The following is a 15826-nucleotide window of genomic DNA, read 5'->3' as shown; positions in this document are numbered from 1 at the left end:
CGTATGGCCACGAGGATCCTCCCGGCAGTCGGCGACCCGGACGCCGTACGGTCCCTCACGTCGCTGCTCAGTCAGCTCCCGGACGCCGAACCGGTCGCTCCGGTCGCCGACTCCACCCAGCTCGTCGACACCCTCGCCCGCCTCGCCGCCGAGTCGGTCGACGAACTGCCCGAGGTCGTGATCGTCCACGAGCGCATCGGCCCGGTCCCGGCCCTGGAGCTGATCCGCGAGGTCGCCCTCCGCTTCCCGGCCGTCGGCGTCATCCTCGTCACCTCCGATCCCGGTCCCGGTCTCTTCCAGGCCGCCATGGACTACGGCGCCCGCGGCCTGGTCGGCCTCCCGCTCGGCTACGAGGAACTCGCCAGCCGAGTCCAGGCGGTGGCCCAGTGGTCGGTGGGCGTACGCCGGCACCTCGGCAGCGCCGTCGACGTGTTCACCGGGACCGGCGGCACCGTCGTCACCGTCAGCGGCGCCAAGGGCGGGGTGGGTGCCACGCTCACCGCCGTCCAACTGGCCCTGGCGGCCCAGGCTTCCGGCCGCTCCACCGCCCTGCTGGATCTGGACCTGCAGACCGGCGACGTCGCCTCCTACCTGGACGTCCAGTTCCGCCGCTCCGTGGCCGACCTGGCCGCCATCACCGACCTCTCCCCGCGCGTCCTGGCCGACGCCGTCTTCCGCCACGACAGCGGCCTCGCCCTGCTGCTCGCCCCCGGCGAGGGCGAACGCGGCGAGGAGGTCACCGACCGCGCCGCCCGCCAGATCGTCGGTGCCCTGCGCTCCCGGTACGAGGTCGTCGTCATCGACTGCGGTGCCCAGCTCGGCGGGGCCGGTGCGGCCGCCGTGGAGACGGCCGACACGGCGCTGCTGGTCACCACCCCGGACGTGGTCGCCGTACGGGGGGCCAAGCGGGCGGTGCGGATGTGGGACCGGCTGCAGATCCGCAAGGCGGAGGAGACGACCGTGGTCGTCAACCGGCACACGCGGGGTACGGAGATCCAGCCCCCGCTGATCCAGAAGATCACCGGCACGGCGATCGCCACCACCACGGTCCCCGCCAACTTCAAGGAACTCCAGGGCGCCGTGGACGCCGGCCGCGTCCACGAACTGGACGGCAAGAGCACTGTGAAGCAGGCCCTGTGGACCCTCGCGGGAGAGCTGGGCCTGGCCGGCGTGCCCGAGGGGGGCCGGAAGGGCCACGGGCGCCTGCGGTCAGACCGGGGCGCGACCGGCTTCCGGCGTCGGAAGGAGGGCGCGGGGTGAGCGCATCACGCGGCCGGGAACCGACCCGGGACGGGGAAAGCGGCCAGGTCACCATCGAGTTCCTCGGCATGACCCCGGTGATCGTCGCGACGCTGGTGGTGCTGTGGCAGCTCGTGCTCGTGGGATACACGTACACGCTCGCGGGGAATGCTGCGGACGAGGCGGTACGGGCGGCGACGGCGGCCGAGCGCGGGGCGCGGAACGGTGCGTGCCGGGAGGCGGGCCTGGACAAGCTGCCGGGCTCCTGGGAGGGAGGCGCCGAGGTGAACTGCGGCACCGCGGGCGGATACGTCACCGCCGACGTGCGCATCAAGGTCCCCATCCTCTTCCCGGGCACCGTCAGCGTCCCGTTCACCGTGCACGGACACGCGGGGGCCGTGGAAGAGGAGGACGACTGAGATGCCGTACTCCCGCACGGGACGCGCCAGGGACCGGGGCCAGGTGGCCATCGAGTACCTCGGCTTCCTCCCGATCCTGGTCCTGGTCGGCATGGCCGTCGTACAGCTCGGCCTGATCGCGTACACCGCCCAGCAGGCCGGTACGGCGGCCCGGGCGGGGGCGCGCAGTGCCTCGCTGAGGGAGAGCGCGGACGCGGCGTGCGCGGCGGCCGTCAGCAGCTGGCTGGCGGACCGTACCGACTGCCCGTCGGCGGGCGGCGGGGACGAGGTGACGGTCACCGCCACCGTCCACATCCCCTCGATCGTCCCCGGTTGGGACTTCGGGGACGCCACCCGGACCGCCACCATGCCGCTGGACCACTGACCGAGGAGCCGAGGACGCATGAGCCTGCGCGCACGCATCCACTCCCCCGAGGAGCACGGCAGCCGGGGCGAGGACGGACACCTGGTCGCCTCCTACCGGGCCAAACTGCTGGAGGAGATCGACCTCGCCGAGATGAGCTCGCTGGCGATGGCCGAGCGCCGCGCCCGTCTGGAGCGGGTCCTCGGACACATCATCAGCCGCGAGGGCCCGGTCCTGTCGACGGTCGAACGCTCCCAGCTGATCCGCCGGGTCGTCGACGAGGCCCTCGGCCTGGGCATCCTGGAACCGCTCCTCGAGGACGCGTCGATCACGGAGATCATGGTCAACGGCCCCGACGCGATCTTCGTGGAGCGCGCCGGCCGCGTAGAGCAGCTCCCCCTCCGCTTCGCCTCCCACGACCAGCTGATGCAGACCATCGAGCGCATCGTCTCGACGGTCAACCGCCGCGTGGACGAGTCGAACCCGATGGTCGACGCCCGCCTCCCCTCCGGCGAGCGCGTGAACGTCATCATCCCCCCGCTCTCCCTCACCGGCGCCACCCTCACCATCCGCCGCTTCCCGCGCTCCTTCACCCTCCAGGAGTTGATCGGCCTCGGCTCGCTCGACGAGAACATGCTCTATCTGCTCGCCGGACTTGTGCAGGCCCGCTTCAACATCATCGTCTCGGGCGCGACCGGCACCGGGAAGACCACCCTCCTCAACGCCCTCTCCGGCCTGATCCCCGAGTCCGACCGGATCATCACCATCGAGGACTCGGCCGAACTCCAGCTCCAGCAGGCGCACGTCATCCGCCTGGAGTCCCGTCCGCCGAACGTCGAGGGCCAGGGCCGGGTCACGATCCGCGACCTGGTCCGCAACTCACTGCGCATGCGCCCCGACCGCATCGTCGTCGGCGAGGTGCGCGGCGGCGAGTCCCTGGACATGCTCCAGGCCATGTCCACGGGCCACGACGGCTCGCTGGCCACCGTCCACGCCAACAGCGCTGAGGACGCCCTCATGCGCCTGCAGACCCTGGCCTCGATGTCGGACGTGGAAATTCCCTTCGTCGCCCTGCACGACCAGATCAACAGCTCCGTCGACGTCCTGATCCAGCTCACCCGCTTCGCCGACGGCGCCCGCCGCATCACCGAGATCGCCCTGCTGGCCAGCCACGGCGGAGAGCCGTACCGCCTGGCCACGGTCGCCCGCTTCAACGCCCGCCCGATGACCGCCGACGGCCGCGTCCATGGCACCTACGAGTACCACCCCCTCCCGCACCGCACCGCCGAGCGCCTCTACATGGCGGGCCAGCCCATCCCGCAGGCCTTCGGCGTGGCCCACACCCCGGACCAGCTCACCACCCGAGAAGCCAGGTAGGACCGCCCGATGGAACTGGATTCGCTCGTCACGCTCACCACCGGCATCACGCTGCTGACCTGCGTCCTGGCGGTCATGGGTCTGCACTCCTACGCCGCGGGCAAGGCCCAGCGCGCGGCCCTGGTCGACCGCCTCACCGCTGTCGGCCAGACACCGGTGGCCGGACGCCGACGCCGCTTCCCGGGGCTGGACCGCCGCCTGCGCCGCACCAAGCTCGGCCGGAACCTGGAACGGCGCCTGTCGGCGACCGGCCTGGACGTGACCCCCGGCGAGTTCTTCGCGTACATGCTGGCGACGGTCGCCGGCCTGTGGCTGATCGGCCAGGCGGCCCTGGCCCCCTTCTTCGGCCCGCCGGCAGGCCTGCTCGGCATCGGTATGGCGATCCAGTTCCTCAACTGGCAACGCCAGAAACGCATCGAGAAGTTCATCAACCAGCTCCCCGAACTCGCCCGCATCCTCGCCAACGCCACCCAGGCCGGCCTCGCCCTGCGCACCGCCATCGGCATGGCGGCGGAGGAACTGGAGGCCCCGGCCGGCGAGGAACTCGGCAAGGTGGCCGACCAACTGGCCATCGGCGCGTCCATGGACGACGCCCTCGGCGAACTCGCCGGACGCCTCCCCTCCCGCGAGCTGGTGGTCCTGGTCACCACCCTCGTCCTGTCCAACCGGGCGGGGGGCCAGGTCGTCAGCGCGCTGCGCAACCTGACGGAGACCCTGGAGGAACGCAAGGAGACCCGGCGGGAGGTCCGCACCCAGCTCTCCCAGGTCACGATGACGTCGTACGCCGTCCCCGTCCTGGGCATCGGCTCGTTGCTGCTGATGAACGGGGTGAAGGACGGCGCCCTGGAACGCATGACGGGCTCCCCGGCCGGCCAGGCCGCGGTCATCACCGCCTTCGCGCTGTACGCCGTCGGCTTCGTCCTCATCCGCCGCCTGTCCCGCATCGACGTCTGAGAGGAGGGAGACACGGACATGGGCCTCGCACTCCCCGGAATACTCCTGGCCCTCCTCATGGCCCTGGCCGTCTGGGGCATCTTCGCCGGCATCCGCATGTACCGGGCGGACGCCAAACTCCCCGACGACCTCGCCCTCGCCCTGGAGGTCGGCGCCACCCGCACCGGCGCGGCGCACTCCCTCATCGACCGCATGGGCATGCGCTACGCCCCCGCCGTACTGCGCCTGATGGGCCCGGCCCTGGTCGCCAGGTACCGCCGCAGGATCGACCTGGCCGGCAACCCCGGCGGCCTCACCATCGACCGCTACGCCGCCCGCCGCGCGGTCTACGGCTTCCTGGGCGCGCTGGGCTTCCTGGTCTTCCTCCTCCGGGGCCAGTACCTGGTGGCCCTCCTCCTGCTGGCCTTCGGCGCGTTCTGGACGGAGGTGGGCATCTGGTCGGCGATCCGCATCCGCAGGGACGTCATCGAGCGCACGCTCCCCGACTTCCTGGACGTCCTGGCGGTGGTGGTCAGCGCGGGCCTGGGCTTCCGCCAGGCCCTGGACCGGGTGTCGACGCGCTACGAGGGCCCCTGGGCCGACGAACTGCGCATCACGCTCCGCCAGATGGACCTGGGCATGAGCCGCCGGGAGGCCTTCACGGAACTGCGCCGGCGCAACGACTCGGAACAGGTGGCGATGTTCGTGACCGCACTCCAGCAGGGCGAGGAACTGGGCGCCCCCATCGTCGAGACCCTCGTCTCCCTGGCCAAGGACATGCGCCGCACCGACGCCCAGAACGCCCGCCGCAAGGCCGCCCGCGCGGTCCCCAAGGCCACGCTGATGATCACGACCTTCATGGTCCCGGCCACGATGATCCTCCTCGGCGCGGGTCTGATCCTGGGCTCGGGGACGGACTTCGGCACGATCACGGGCGAGTAGGGGAGGAGGGGCGGCGACATGCCGGTCACGCACCCGGGAGGGGAGGAGCACGTAAACAATCAAAGTGCGACTGCACACGCATCACCGACGTCAACAACCTACGAGCCGACGCCCAGTAGGGCTACTTCCGCACAACGCCTTTCGCACTTGCAATCAACTATGGGACAGTCGTTGCCTGGTACTCCCGACAGGTCGAGGTCCCAACCGAGCGCAAGGGGGGTGGAGATCGTGGACGCCGCGACGTCCGGCACGACCAGCCAGCAGATCCCCGCCGCCCACCCGTACGTTCCGCACGAGGAACGCGGCTTCGCCCACCCTGGAGGGGAACACCATGACCAACTGGCTTCACACCGCCGCCGCATACCTGCACACCCACACCGCCGACCGCCGCAAGGACACGGGGCAGACGGCGGTGGAGTACCTGGGGATCATCGCGGTGGTGGTGGCGATCGTGCTGGCTATCACGGGGACGGATATCGGCGAGACGATCTACAACGCGATCACGGACAAGATCGACGAGTTGATCGGCTGACACGGCACTTCAGCCGAGGGGATGCAGGGCAGGCCTTCCCCATCTACATCACAGTGGTGGCAGGTCTGCTCTTTCTCGCGCTCGCATATCTCGCGGTCGGTCAAGCTGCTACGAACCGTAGCGGGGCCCAGACGGCAGCCGATGCGGCAGCGCTCGCTGCGGCGCAGGAGGCCCGCGATCAGCTCGCTGGGGAATGGGTGGACAACATAGGGGATCCGGCCTCTTGGGAGCGCATTTTCAACGGGCTCGGTGTGGGGCTCGACGACACGTGTTGGCGTGCTGCTCAACTTGCTTCGCAGAACGACGCCCATGTCGATGCTTGTGCACCAGACGGTCCACTCGGATACAGGGTGGAGGTCACGGCAGACGATCCGGTCGGGAAGTCGATCGTCCCAGGTACAGAGAACAAGCGCGCGCACGCCTCTGCTCTTGCTGTGATCGAACCCATTTGTGAGATCGAGCCTCCCGACGGGGACGGGAAGGACGACGTTCCTCCCAGGCTTACCTGCGAGGATCAGGAATGGGAATTGGATCCGGAGGACAGCCCAGAGTTGCCGAAGCCCCAGGATTTGTTTGACGTACATCTGGCCGACAGCTAGTCGGGACGAAGAGCGACAAAGGGAGCGGAGTGATGAGCATTTGGTGGGCCGGGAGGGTCCGCAGAGAAGTGACCGCGTTGACTATTGCGGTCGGGCTGGCCCTCGGTGTGAGCGGCTGCAGTGGTGGGGGCAGCGACGACAAGAAGCCTGAGGCATCAGCGTCCGCCACGGCAGAGAGTCAGTCGGACCCCACTGCTCAAGAGGGGATCGATTCGTCGCTGGCTGAACTGAAAGGTGAGAACGGACTACTGCTCACCATCGACTCCGCCCAACGTGACGCGGGGGGATTCGTGACGGTGAGTGGCGAGATCAAGAACGACGGCGCTGAGGCGGCGCGTGTCCCGATCCAAACGAGGGGCGACGAAACAGAGATCATGCGCCACGGTGGATCACTTGGCGGCGCCACGCTCGTGGACGCCGCCAAGAAGAAGCGCTATTACGTGCTGCGTGACACCGATGGCCGCCCTTTGACGACTACAGACATGCCGCGGATCAAGCCGGGAGCATCAGTCCCTGTCTTCATGCAGTTCCCGGCACCTCCTACAGGTACGGTCGAGGTCACGTTTCAACTGCCAACGTTCGCTTCTGCGCCCATTGAGATCTCCGGATGAGGCGAACAATGACGTATAGCCGCGTCATGGCGCTTCTCACCACGTCCGTCCTGACGGCCGCAAGCGTAGGCACGATCCAGTCCTACGCAGCTGACGACCCCCCGGGCACGGAACCCTCCGCCTCCGCCCCCGTGGAGGTCGACCCCAACGACCCCGACCTGAAGCTCCCGGACGGCGCCACGCTCGCGCAGGCGAAGGTCCTGGACATCAAGTCGGTGGTCGAAGAGCAGAGCGGCGACGAACGCCGCGAGGACACCAACACGAGCGTGACGCTCGCGCTCCAGGCCGAGGTGCTGTTCGGCAAGGACAGCTCGAAGCTCGGCGCCGAGGCGAAGTCCCGCATCAGGGGCATCGCCGAAGAGATCAGGACCCAGAACGCCACACGGGTCCGCGTCTTCGGCTTCACCGACAACCTCGGCTCCTCCGCCCACGGCGACGTGCTCTCCAAGCGGCGCGCCAACGCCGTACACGACATCCTGTCCCAGTCCCTCAACGACGCCGGCATCACCTACGAGGTCCGCGGCTACGGCGAGCAGTACCCGATCGCCGACAACGCGACGGAGGCCGGCCGCAAGAAGAACCGCAGGGTAGAGGTCTCCTTCCCGCGCTCGGAGCCCTGACGCCCCGTGAACAAGCGAGCGCGCTCCCGCACCGGCCTGACGACCCTCGCGGCGCTGACGGCACTCACAACGGCCGCGTGCAGCAACACACAGGCATCGGACGACGCACCCCCCACGCCCTCCCCGTCCGCAGCGAACGGCACCGACGTCAGTGCCTGCACCGACGGCGAGTGCGAGATCACGGTGGCCAAGCCCGTGACCCTCCACTTCCCGGGACCGGGCGGCAGCGGCCGGGCAACGTTGTCGGTGACCGAGGTCGGCCCGAACAAGATCGAGTACGAGGTGAAGTCGGGCAGCAACAGCTCCAAGGGCGCCGCGCACGGCCCGGACCAGGGCTGCCTCACGTACCTCCGCGAACACGGCAGCGGCAACTCCTGCGGCAGCCTCGCCGGCACCCGCCCGAGCCCGCAGCCTGACACCGTGGTGATCCAGGCGACGACGGACACGGACGGCACGGCACTCCTCCACATCGTCTCGCCCTGACGGCCGACGCCGGGACGCGCTGCCGGGTGGGGCGCGGGTGGCTCGGAAGGGCCGTCGGCTGACTGAAGAGCCCCAGTCGGACTGGCGTTCCCAAGTTGCTTCTGGATAGCTTTGCTGTGCTTGAGGAGGCGCGTTGCCGCTGCTGACTTGCCTCGCTGCTCAGGTGAAGCAACGAGTCGGCCCTCGAGCTTCAGTCGGCCGTACAGCGTGGCACGGGAATGGGGGAACTGTGAGCGATCTGACCGCTGACTACGAGGTACTGAACCGGGTGAGACACAACCTCGATCACATAGCTGAACTGATGAAGAAGCCGGGGCGTGAGATGGAGAAGGTCACCGGCAGTTCCATGGGGGTGCCCGAGCTCGCCCGCCGCATGGACGACTTCGGCGACGAGTGGTCGTATGGGATCAAACAACTCACGAAATTCTCTGAAAAGGCTTCCAAGGCGCTGATTACGGTCAAAGAGGCCTTCGAGAAGCTCGATGACGAACTCGCCGAAGCGAACAAGAAGCAGGGCAAGGGGAACGGTAAGTAGCCGTGAGTGCGACGAAACTGGAAAACTTCCCTGCCCTGGGGTTCGTGCCGTGCCCGGGTGACCAAACGATGGCCGACGACGTGGCCAAGACAGTCCGCAGGACGGCGAAGGCCCTCGCCGAGATATCCGAGGTCCTGCACGGAACTGGTGTCGGGGACTGGGAGGGGAAGGCGGCAGAGGTCTTCCGCGAGAAGTTCGACGACGATTTCCGTCCTCGGATGGATGACGCACGTGACTCGTTCTCCGACGCTGCCACCGTCCTGGAGGACTGGGCAGCGTACATGGAAGTGAAGCAGGCGGCAGCCGTACGGCTGGAGTCGCAGGCAGCCGAAGCCCAGGAGCAGCTGGGCAAGGCGAACTCGAAGGCCGACAAGCTCAAGGACGCGGACGACGAGAAGAAGGACACCCAGGACCACAAGGACAGGGTCCAGGACGCCGACCACGCCGTGAACGCAAAGGAGCTTGAGCTTGAGGAGCTCCGCCGCCGCGGCCGACGCATGGCCGGCAACTACCAGGAGTACGGCAAGGAGATAGCCGACCGCCTGAAGAGCGCCATGAACATCGCTCCGAACGAACCCGGCATGTGGGACAAGCTCGGTGACGCCATCGCGGATCTCGGCGAGGCGATAGCCGACCTCCCCGGTCAGGTGGGCGAACTCCTTTCCGACATCGGCGACTGGATCAAGAGCCACGCGGACTGGATCACCGTCGCGGCCTCGGTCATCGGCGTCGTGGCCATCTTCTGCCCGGTGCTCGCTCCGTTGGCCATCGGTTTGAGCGCGGTGGCGTTCGCGGCTCACGCCTCGGCATACGGCTGGAGCGGGCTTTGGCCGCCTACTGGTGAGCGAATCGGTAACTGGCTCACGCTGGGCGGCGACGCGCTTGGCATGGTGCCTGGTGTCGGAGCGGCGTTCCGCGGCATCAAAGCGGGCGTCAAGGCCGGACGGGCAGCCGGAGGTGTCGTCTCCGGCACCAAGGTAGGCATCAAAACGGCGGGTGCCACAGCCAAGAACCTCATGAAGGCCGCAGACCCCGTCGCGAAGGTGATTGACAAGCCTGTGATGGCAGCTGCCAGTAAATTGGGCGTCTCGCGTGGTGCCGCCCTGACAGCCACTGAAGGCATCCAGGCTGCGACCCAACTCGCGTGGACAGCCCCGACCGCGGTCAACGCGTACGAGACGAGTGCCGGCCGGTACGACGTTGCTACATGGGGCACCGGGGTGGCCAACGTAGCAACGGGCGCTGGCGGTGGAAAATTCGGCGGACTGGTCGCAGTGGGCAGCGCTGTCGGACTCGGCGCCTGGGAGCTGACGGACTGATGACGCCCACCGACTCCCTGAACGCGAGTGTGCCCCACGCGAACACTGTTTCACCCGTGGACGCAGCCGACTTCTGGTTCGAGTTGCCGCCTGGTTTCACGGAGATCGACCTAGAGGAGGATGCGGAGTCACGCCTGCTCCGGATGGCGGACGTCGCCGAGAAACTCTTTGTCGAAGCCACACCGCAACAGCAGTTCAATCTTGTGGTGTCGAGCGAGTACTTCCTTCAGACCATGATCGCGGGCGGAGCCGAGTACGTATCGAGCTGCCTACTGCGCATGCACGGGGACAAGCTGTCTCAGGGGACGCTGTGTGTGCTTGTCGAGCGACCGGATTCGGGTCCGCAGAGCCAGGACAGACAGGGATCGGCGAAGCGCACGGCGGCTCAGTGGCGCCGCCTGTACCAGGATGCCGAGGTCGGGCTCGTCATGCTGCCGTACGGCATCTCGGCCCTCTGTATTCGTGACCAAGACCTCGAGATTCCCGGTGTCCTCTTCGGTCTCGACGAGCCCGTACCGGCAACAGTCCGGGAAGTGCAGTTCAATGTGCCACTGAAACATGGCCCCGGTTCGGTTCTTTTTGTCTTCATGACCCAGGACATCGAACACTGGGCTGAGTACCTTGATGTGCTCGGCGGCATCATGAAGTCCATCTCGTCGGACGAACCCCATGGGGATAATTCTTCGGACGTTAGCGGGCAGGGTGCCGGAGGATCGGAGCGACAAGTATGAGCGGGGCAGCACAGGTACAAGGCGAAGTCGGTGAGGGGCGCGCGCGGCATCCCCTCCTGGTGGCGGTCGCCATCGGCTGCTATGTGCTCGCCGTCATTGCAGGAATGTTCTTTCTGGTGGACGGCGTGGGGACTGTTGTTCAGATCCTCCTGTGGATCGTGCACGGGATGCTTCTCGTCGCGCTGATTCGGAAACTGGGAGCCAGGGAGTCGAGTGCCGGCGCGGCCCTGTTCATCGTGCTTACCTCTGCGATGGGTGTGTATGTCGCCTCTGTGGCCCGCGACGACCTCACGCTGCAGCAGCGTGGTGATCAGGTCACCGCGACGGTCGTGAAGGAGTGGCGTGATCCCGCGCAAGGGCGCAAGGCGCGTGACTACAACTACGAGTTGCAGCATCAGGACGGTACGAGGGTTCCTGGCCGCGCTCTGAAGTCCCCGTCGGACTCCTTCGATGTCGGGCAGGCCATCACCGTGATCGAGGATCCCGAGGGCGAACTGCGCCCCCAGACTCCGGGGCAGGCGGACGCGACCGGCGACGCGCTCGGCGCGGGGGCGCTTGCCCTGGCCGCGCTCAGTGCTGTCGGCTGGATGACATGGCGAGGATCGGACGCCGCGAAACGTCGAGACGACGGCAAACCGTCAACCACTGTGCGCAAGGTGTACAAGACCGTCACCCGTAACCACACCACGCTCCTGGAGCAAGAGGAAGAGCTTCGTGAGGCACTGCGTACGTATCCCGCCGACAGGCGCGGCTACATCAAGGTTCCTCCGGAGCGCTATCCGGACATATCGCAACAGCGTGCTGCTCGGATTGCCTGGGAGATGGGTCTGCGGGCGGAGGCGGTCGGCAACCGCGGGTCGTGGCGCTTCGGCGAGACCGTGGTCGAGGAAGTCCCGCACGAGTAGGAGTGTGTCGCCCGGACATGGACAGCTGGACAGGACAGGACCCGCGTCGGCAGCAGCCTGACGAAAGTACGGGTTGCGCCCCGATGGACGGTGCCCCGATCCCTATTCATCCTCGACCGTGACCTGCGCTCCCACCTGTACTCCCCACCCGACCATGGCACCCGCCTGCGCCTCCAGTACGTGCCGCGCACGCATCCGGGGCAAACCCAATCTGCCCGGCCGCATGGTGCGCACGGCGATGACGGTGAGCCGCCGGTCGAGGTAGGCGACGTCGATGGCCATCCTCATCCGGAACGTGTGCACGCTGTTGGCGGGGGTCAGGAGCATCGCCCCCTCGACGGAGGAACGCCCTAATAACCCTTTGGTGCGGGCGCGATAGGAGCCCGCGATTTCCAACGGAACGCGGACGCTTCTGCTGCCGGTTTGCCCCTCCACGACCAGCGTGCCCGCTCCGTCCAGCCAGCGCCGGCGTCCCATACCAGCCCCCTTGTCCTGGTCACCGGTCCCACCTTCCTGCCGAACGTATCCCGCCCCGGAGCGGAATCGACAGGGTTCTGAGAACCCTTGTGGCGGCCCGGCTTGTTTGCTGCTTCCGGCGTGTTACGCAACCGTTACGGCCCAAGAAGCCACACGTACAGCTCCTTTGGACTCATGGGGCACCGGAGAGAGACGGGTGTCACCCTGGTGCCGCTCGACCCCGGTGGATAGCGTTGCTTCGCTCGAGAGAAGCCTCGTCCGACCCAGGAGCTGACCGTGAATCGCCGCCGCCCCACCCTGCTCGCAGCGCTCACGCTGACCGCCGCTGCGGCCCTGACGCTGTCCGCGTGCGGCAGCGACGACGACGGCGCCGCAAAGGACAGCGACAAGATCGCAGGTGCCGACACGGGCAATGAGACGTCAGCCGCCCCGAGTCCGAGCCCGAGCCCGACGGGCGCCGAAGACCGACCGAAGATCACGTTCCCTTCCGACGCCAAGAACGTCTTCGAGTACGAGAAGACGGGAAACACGGCGAAGGACGCAGCCCTTGCGGACAGTACGCTGAGTGTCAACTCTGTTGACGAGGCCATTTTCGAGGGGAACACCGACACCAAGGCCCTCGGCTACTACAACGCCGAATCCGCGCTGAGCGACTCGATCACGTATGCGTTGGGCTACATCAACAAGAAGCACACGTGGGTGGGCGAGACTCGGTACTTCGACTACAAGGTCAGCCTTTCCGGAGATCACGAGGCATACGTCACTTACTGCTCGGACGAGAGCAAGTCGTTCATCAAGGACAAGAAGACGGGGAAGGTCGAGGACACGCCGACAACGGCGGACAGCTACGTCCTTTACAACGCAAAGCTTGCGAAGAACGCCGAAGGCGTTTGGCAGACGACCGACATCGCGTCAAACCGGGGGAGTAAAGAATGCCAGCCGTGAGTAAGAGTTTGAGGTGTGCGACCGTTGTCGCGATAGTTCTCTTCTCGGTGGTGTCGGCCCCGGCGGCTTTCGCGGGCGGGCGTGGTGAGGGCGGAAACCGCGGTTCCACGGACCAGCAGGCCAACACCGACGGCAACGGCACCGTTTCGGTGTCCGTGGGTGGCGTGGTGTTCGACCGTTCGAAGAACGGGAGTGGTGATTCCGTAGGTGCGGTGACGTCGTCCACGTCGTGGTCCCCGCCGGCGTGTTGGTATGCCCCGAAGTTCACGCCTCAGGAGCTGCAGGACTACCTGGAGCCGATCTGGGAGGCCGAGTCCACGGGTTACCAGTGGGATGCCGAGCAGCGGGAGAAGTACAACGCGAAGGACGAGAAGAAGGGCTTCAACAAGGACAAGACGGGCAAGGGCTTCTGGTGGGGCTCGTATGTGAATGAGAGCTTCCCGCCGGGCTGGGACAAGTGCGACACGGACTACTTCTGGGTGGACAAGGGCGGCCCTCCGCCCGCGGACAAGGAGAACGCCGTCACGCCGGAAGTCCTCGCCGAGCTCGCCTACGCGGAGATCCGCGTCCCCGGCACGGAAGTGACGCTGGCGCCCGCGGGGGCGACCAAGGTGAACCTTCCGACGTGGGCGTGGCTGGACGGTGCCGAGTTCAAGCCGGTGTCGGTCACTGCCTCCGTGGAGGAGATCGGCATCAGTGCGACGGCCACGGCGGAGCCGGTCTCGCTGCGGATCAAGGCGGGCACCCCGGACGCCGAGACCTACCCGGCATCGGGGGTCTGCGAGATCAAGGACGGCCGCATCGGTGCGCCGTACGAGAAGGGCAAGGCGGACGAGACACCGCCGTGCGGGGTGAAGTACCTGCGGTCCTCGGGCGACGGGACGTTCCCGCTCCAGGCGACGGTCACCTGGAAGATCCACTGGACGGGCACCGGCGGTGCGGGCGGCAACCTGCCTGACGGTACGTTCGGCGCCACCCAGAACGTCGTCGTCCAGGAAATCCAGGCCGTCAACCGCTGAGCGGTCTCGCCAGTCCTCAGGGCGGTGGCGGTCGCGTGGGCGTCACGAAAACCGGACGTCGTCGTTCCTCTCATCGGTGCAGTGGACCGGTGAGAGGGGACGGGACGTGGCGGAGCGGCTCGCCGTTGACGGCGACGAACTCGGGCGGTTCATGAAGTCGCTGAAAGAGTCGTCGACTTCGCTCAAGGGTGTCCGGAAGGCGTTGTCGGACGCGACGATCGTCGGGCTGGGCACGGACGAGCTCGACTCGGCGTGCGAGGCGTTCCAGGACGACTGGAAGTACGGCTCCGAGGAGATCGGCAAGCAGACGGAGGACCTTGCCGACATCATCGGCAAGAGCAAGGACAGTTACCTCGAGGTCGACAAGGCGCTCGAGGCGGCGGTGCGGAAGTCGCGCGAGGCCAAGGGCGGCGGCGAGAAGTGACCGTCACGGCCGGCGAGGACCAGTACGGTGCGGCGCTCGACCCGCAGTCGCGGGCGGACCTGGGCAAGCCACAGGGGCTCAAGTCCGCGCCGCCCGTTCCGAACCCGGAGTATCCGCACCTCGGCTTCAATCCGGTGCCGGGGGACACGGAGACCGTGCGCGGGCTGGAGAAGAAGCTCAGCGGATGCGCGAAGGTGCTGCAGGAGGCGTACGACCTCGTCACCAAGCTTCTCGACGGCAGTTACTGGAAGGGCGACGCCGCAGTCGCGTTTCGGGAGCAACTGGACGGCGGGCCGTTGCCGCTGAACCTCAAGAACGCGGCGCACTCGGTCCGCAAGGCGGCCAGGCAGTTGGACCGCTGGGAGGGCGAACTCGACGACTTCCAGCGGCGGGCCAGGAAGCTGGAGGGCGACGCGAAGGACGCCCAGGCCGTGGTCGATCGCGCGCAGGGGCGTGCGGAGCGAGCGGGCGCCGACCCGGACGTGAAGAAGGACGGGGCCGATGGTGACGCCGCGCAGAAGGCCCTGACGCGCGCGAACGGTGACCTCGACGACGCCCAGGCCGAGCTGAAGAGGATCATCGGCAAGGCGAAGCGGCTGGCCGAGGAGCATGAGGAGAAGGCCGGGTACCGGGCGCGGAAGATCCGCGACGCCACGAAGAAGCTGGTGCCGCATGAGCCGGGTTGGTTCGACGAGGTACTCGACTGGCTGGGCGACAACCTGCCGGACATCCTCAGTTTTGTGGCGGGGTTGATCGGGGTTGTGGCGCTTCTCTTCGCCGGGCCTCTGGGGCTGGCGACGGTGGCGGCATTGATGCTGACGGCTTCTGGGCTGAGTGCTACGGCTCTTGGTCTGCGGCTCAGCGACCCAGAGGTGCGAGCGTCTTTGATGGACGGCATCACCCAGGGCGAGCTTGACGCAGATTTCTGGAGCAATTTCGTCTCAGTAGGCGCCGATTTCATGGGGGTGCTGCCTGGGCTGGGTGCTGTAGCAAAGGGAGGTATCGAAGCGGCAGATGTCATTCAAACGGGCACTAGATCGCTGGATGTCTGGCAGAAGCTTGCCACTTATGGCTCGAAGTCTCTCGATGAAGCTGGGCAAATCGCTGGACTGGAGAACCATCTGATTGCGCGTGCTGTGCGCGGGTTCAACAATCCGGAGAAGGCCGCGCAGGCCGTGTCTGCGGCATCAGGCCTCACAGGGGTCGCCACCGGCGGGTACGGCCTCTATAACAAGGCTGTGGATGCAGACGATGACGGCATCAAAGATGGTGCCGTAGCCGGGATCGACGGATCTCGTCTCCTCCTTGACAATGGCGGACTCATTGGTCTGGTTCGTCATGTATTCTGATGACACCCGGAAAGAGCATGGAGT

Annotated in this window: 20 protein-coding genes; 19 read left to right on the top strand and 1 reads right to left on the bottom strand. The window is 67.2% G+C overall.

The features are described from left to right. Nucleotides 1-3: 3 nt before the first annotated feature. The 15 genes from ABS735_RS31690 to ABS735_RS31620 all read left to right on the top strand — a co-directional run bounded on the left by ABS735_RS31690 (nt 4) and on the right by ABS735_RS31620 (nt 11588). The gene (locus ABS735_RS31690) at nt 4-1260 is read left to right on the top strand and encodes a CpaE/TadZ family protein (RefSeq protein ID WP_373902696.1); all 1257 of its coding nucleotides are present in this window, start codon (nt 4-6) and stop codon (nt 1258-1260) included. Further along, on the top strand, nt 1257-1658 hold the full coding sequence (locus ABS735_RS31685) for a TadE/TadG family type IV pilus assembly protein (RefSeq protein ID WP_373902695.1): 402 nt from the start codon (nt 1257-1259) through the stop codon (nt 1656-1658). Before ABS735_RS31690 ends, ABS735_RS31685 begins: the two co-directional genes overlap by 4 nt. Before the next feature lies 1 nt (nt 1659). After that, a complete protein-coding gene (locus ABS735_RS31680; protein ID WP_373902694.1) occupies nt 1660-2022 on the top strand; it encodes a TadE/TadG family type IV pilus assembly protein in 363 nt (120 codons plus the stop codon). 18 nt (nt 2023-2040) lie between these two features. After that, complete coding sequence (locus ABS735_RS31675; protein WP_373902692.1) at nt 2041-3378, top strand: TadA family conjugal transfer-associated ATPase; 1338 nt, start codon at nt 2041-2043, stop codon at nt 3376-3378. Between the two features lie 9 nt (nt 3379-3387). Further along, nucleotides 3388-4332, top strand: a complete 945-nt coding sequence (locus ABS735_RS31670) for a type II secretion system F family protein (protein ID WP_373902691.1) — start codon at nt 3388-3390, stop codon at nt 4330-4332. 18 nt (nt 4333-4350) lie between these two features. Then, entirely contained in the window at nt 4351-5253 is a 903-nt protein-coding gene (locus tag ABS735_RS31665; RefSeq protein ID WP_373902690.1) for a DUF5936 domain-containing protein, read from the top strand. Nucleotides 5254-5584: 331 nt separating this feature from the next. After that, nucleotides 5585-5785: a hypothetical protein gene (locus ABS735_RS31660; RefSeq protein ID WP_373902779.1), complete on the top strand. Its 201-nt coding sequence runs from the start codon at nt 5585-5587 to the stop codon at nt 5783-5785. Further along, nucleotides 5782-6384, top strand: a complete 603-nt coding sequence (locus tag ABS735_RS31655; protein ID WP_373902778.1) for a pilus assembly protein TadG-related protein — start codon at nt 5782-5784, stop codon at nt 6382-6384. Before ABS735_RS31660 ends, ABS735_RS31655 begins: the two co-directional genes overlap by 4 nt. A 32-nt stretch (nt 6385-6416) precedes the next feature. Then, the gene (locus ABS735_RS31650; RefSeq protein ID WP_373902689.1) at nt 6417-6995 is read left to right on the top strand and encodes a hypothetical protein; all 579 of its coding nucleotides are present in this window, start codon (nt 6417-6419) and stop codon (nt 6993-6995) included. 26 nt (nt 6996-7021) lie between these two features. Continuing rightward, complete coding sequence (locus tag ABS735_RS31645; protein ID WP_373902688.1) at nt 7022-7615, top strand: OmpA family protein; 594 nt, start codon at nt 7022-7024, stop codon at nt 7613-7615. 6 nt (nt 7616-7621) lie between these two features. Continuing rightward, a complete protein-coding gene (locus ABS735_RS31640) occupies nt 7622-8098 on the top strand; it encodes a hypothetical protein (protein ID WP_373902687.1) in 477 nt (158 codons plus the stop codon). A gap of 229 nt (nt 8099-8327) precedes the next feature. Next, nucleotides 8328-8633 carry a hypothetical protein gene (locus tag ABS735_RS31635; protein ID WP_373902686.1) on the top strand — a complete coding sequence of 102 codons (306 nt, stop codon included), beginning with the start codon at nt 8328-8330 and terminating at the stop codon, nt 8631-8633. A 68-nt stretch (nt 8634-8701) separates the two neighbouring features. After that, nucleotides 8702-9952 (top strand): putative T7SS-secreted protein, encoded by a 1251-nt coding sequence (locus ABS735_RS31630; RefSeq protein ID WP_373902685.1) that lies wholly within the window; start codon nt 8702-8704, stop codon nt 9950-9952. A 56-nt stretch (nt 9953-10008) separates the two neighbouring features. Next, nucleotides 10009-10683: a hypothetical protein gene (locus tag ABS735_RS31625; protein WP_373902684.1), complete on the top strand. Its 675-nt coding sequence runs from the start codon at nt 10009-10011 to the stop codon at nt 10681-10683. A 59-nt stretch (nt 10684-10742) separates the two neighbouring features. Continuing rightward, nucleotides 10743-11588, top strand: coding sequence for a hypothetical protein (locus tag ABS735_RS31620; RefSeq protein ID WP_373902683.1), 846 nt, complete (start codon nt 10743-10745; stop codon nt 11586-11588). A 102-nt stretch (nt 11589-11690) separates the two neighbouring features. On the opposite strand, the gene ABS735_RS31615 is transcribed toward ABS735_RS31620, so the two are convergent. Next, a complete protein-coding gene (locus ABS735_RS31615) occupies nt 11691-12065 on the bottom strand; it encodes a DUF192 domain-containing protein (RefSeq protein ID WP_373902682.1) in 375 nt (124 codons plus the stop codon). Between the two features lie 276 nt (nt 12066-12341). Between ABS735_RS31615 and ABS735_RS31610 the strand changes: the two genes are divergently transcribed. The 4 genes from ABS735_RS31610 to ABS735_RS31595 all read left to right on the top strand — a co-directional run bounded on the left by ABS735_RS31610 (nt 12342) and on the right by ABS735_RS31595 (nt 15802). Further along, the gene (locus ABS735_RS31610) at nt 12342-13010 is read left to right on the top strand and encodes a hypothetical protein (protein WP_373902681.1); all 669 of its coding nucleotides are present in this window, start codon (nt 12342-12344) and stop codon (nt 13008-13010) included. Then, nucleotides 12998-14029, top strand: a complete 1032-nt coding sequence (locus ABS735_RS31605; RefSeq protein ID WP_373902680.1) for a hypothetical protein — start codon at nt 12998-13000, stop codon at nt 14027-14029. The genes ABS735_RS31610 and ABS735_RS31605 overlap by 13 nt, the downstream gene beginning before the upstream one ends. 106 nt (nt 14030-14135) lie before the next feature. Beyond that, a complete protein-coding gene (locus ABS735_RS31600) occupies nt 14136-14453 on the top strand; it encodes a hypothetical protein (protein ID WP_373902679.1) in 318 nt (105 codons plus the stop codon). Then, complete coding sequence (locus ABS735_RS31595) at nt 14450-15802, top strand: hypothetical protein (RefSeq protein WP_373902678.1); 1353 nt, start codon at nt 14450-14452, stop codon at nt 15800-15802. The genes ABS735_RS31600 and ABS735_RS31595 overlap by 4 nt, the downstream gene beginning before the upstream one ends. Nucleotides 15803-15826: the final 24 nt, after the last annotated feature.

Origin of the sequence: Streptomyces sp. MMCC 100, assembly GCF_041538145.2 — a bacterium.
Classification (GTDB): Bacteria; Actinomycetota; Actinomycetes; order Streptomycetales; family Streptomycetaceae; genus Streptomyces.
Note: the sequence above shows the minus strand (reverse complement) of the source record. Positions and strands in the feature narration are given on the sequence as shown.

What these genes read in the sequence shown, in the direction of transcription:
- ABS735_RS31670 (WP_373902691.1), top strand. Translation starts at nt 3,388, where the DNA reads ATGGAACTGGATTCGCTCGTCACGCTCACCACCGGCATCACGCTGCTG.
- ABS735_RS31680 (WP_373902694.1), top strand. Translation starts at nt 1,660, where the DNA reads ATGCCGTACTCCCGCACGGGACGCGCCAGGGACCGGGGCCAGGTGGCC.
- ABS735_RS31605 (WP_373902680.1), top strand. Translation starts at nt 12,998, where the DNA reads ATGCCAGCCGTGAGTAAGAGTTTGAGGTGTGCGACCGTTGTCGCGATA.
- ABS735_RS31645 (WP_373902688.1), top strand. Translation starts at nt 7,022, where the DNA reads ATGGCGCTTCTCACCACGTCCGTCCTGACGGCCGCAAGCGTAGGCACG.
- ABS735_RS31690 (WP_373902696.1), top strand. Translation starts at nt 4, where the DNA reads ATGGCCACGAGGATCCTCCCGGCAGTCGGCGACCCGGACGCCGTACGG.
- ABS735_RS31615 (WP_373902682.1), bottom strand. Translation starts at nt 12,065, where the DNA reads ATGGGACGCCGGCGCTGGCTGGACGGAGCGGGCACGCTGGTCGTGGAG.
- ABS735_RS31660 (WP_373902779.1), top strand. Translation starts at nt 5,585, where the DNA reads ATGACCAACTGGCTTCACACCGCCGCCGCATACCTGCACACCCACACC.
- ABS735_RS31630 (WP_373902685.1), top strand. Translation starts at nt 8,702, where the DNA reads ATGGCCGACGACGTGGCCAAGACAGTCCGCAGGACGGCGAAGGCCCTC.
- ABS735_RS31675 (WP_373902692.1), top strand. Translation starts at nt 2,041, where the DNA reads ATGAGCCTGCGCGCACGCATCCACTCCCCCGAGGAGCACGGCAGCCGG.
- ABS735_RS31665 (WP_373902690.1), top strand. Translation starts at nt 4,351, where the DNA reads ATGGGCCTCGCACTCCCCGGAATACTCCTGGCCCTCCTCATGGCCCTG.
- ABS735_RS31650 (WP_373902689.1), top strand. Translation starts at nt 6,417, where the DNA reads ATGAGCATTTGGTGGGCCGGGAGGGTCCGCAGAGAAGTGACCGCGTTG.